A 1,395-nucleotide genomic window follows, 5' to 3' on the forward strand; every position below is an offset into this window, starting at 1 on the left:
TGAGGACAATTATTAATGGGTATCGCCGAGACATACACACGTGGCCGACAATTTGCGTTCGCCCGACCCGGGTCCATTCTCCTCGCAGTCATTGGATTCATATTACTTTTTGATCTTGCGGGACGACTCACGTCTGGGCAGATAACATTCAGCAGTTTCGGCTCACTTGTATGGGATGGATTGATGCGTGGGCTTGTGATTGGACTTGCCGGAATCGGTCTTTCGATGACATACAGTATTCTAAATTTCGCTAATTTTGCACATGGAGATTATATCACTGCTGGAGCTTTCTCCGGATGGGCAACGACGTATCTCATTGCTGGATTCGGTCGGGCAGATATCGGTGCGTTACTATTAGTCGGCGCCGGCGGATCAGTTTTTGGTGGAACACTCGGAATTAATATTACTGGAACGCCATTTGCGATTATTGCGGGTATTGTCGTTGCTGGCATTGTAGCAATTGGACTTGCACTTGCAGTCGATAAGATTGCATTCAAACCAATTCGTGATAAAGGTGGAATTACACTGCTCATCACAAGCGTTGGAGTTGCATTCGCTCTTCGATATTTGATGCAGTTTATTTTCGGACCTAGCGTTCGCGGGACAACAAATCAACCAGCATCCCTGTCGTTGTATTTCATTGACGGCGTCGTTCGAGTCAATACCCATGATGCAGTGCTTGTGCTTGTTGGGGGGGCATTGATGATTGGCGTGCATCTACTGTTACAACGAAGTAAACTCGGAAAGGCTATGCGAGCAATGTCTGATAATGAGGATCTCGCTCGTGTGACGGGAATTCCAACAGAGCGGGTTGTTCGGTCAGTCTGGGTTGTTGGTGGTGGTCTGACCGGGATTGCAGGATATATGTTCATTCTCTGGAAAGGAACGCTTGGATTCAATGATGGGTGGTTACTCCTTCTGCTAATCTTTGCAGCCGTCATTCTCGGTGGGATTGGATCAATTTATGGCGCAATCATTGGCGGATTAGTGATTGGGCTGACGGCATCTGTCTCAGTGATTTGGATTCCATCAGCATTTGCCCGTGCAGCCGCGTTTTTGATGATGATCGTGATTCTTCTTGTGAAACCATCTGGTATTTTTTCCGGGAGGTCAACTGCATGAGTGCAACAACACTCCCTGATACGCTCACTCGACGGATCCCAGGAGGGGATGCCGGGATTATCCTCACTACACTTGCTGCAACATATCTTGCGTATGTGCTCATTGGAATGGGACTTGGCTACTCACTTCGTGGTCAATTAAATACAATCGCCGTTCTGACATTCTATATCGGCGTCTTTGCAATGCTTGCCCTTGCATTGAATCTACACTGGGGTTACACTGGATTATTTAATATTGGGATTGTTGGGTTCATGGCTGTCGGGATCTATGTTA

General features: G+C 47.2%; 1 protein-coding gene and 1 pseudogene. Both read left to right on the forward strand.

The genetic code is table 11. The features are described from left to right. Positions 1–15: 15 nt before the first annotated feature. A complete protein-coding gene (locus tag J07HQW2_RS06640) occupies positions 16–1,122 on the forward strand; it encodes a branched-chain amino acid ABC transporter permease (RefSeq protein WP_048075182.1) in 1,107 nt (368 codons plus the stop codon). Continuing rightward, a pseudogene (locus J07HQW2_RS18005) lies at positions 1,119–1,395 on the forward strand (branched-chain amino acid ABC transporter permease); the annotation flags it as partial. The gene J07HQW2_RS06640 and the pseudogene J07HQW2_RS18005, both read left to right, overlap by 4 nt.

Origin of the sequence: Haloquadratum walsbyi J07HQW2, assembly GCF_000415985.1 — an archaeon.
Taxonomy (GTDB): Archaea; Halobacteriota; Halobacteria; order Halobacteriales; family Haloferacaceae; genus Haloquadratum; species Haloquadratum walsbyi_B.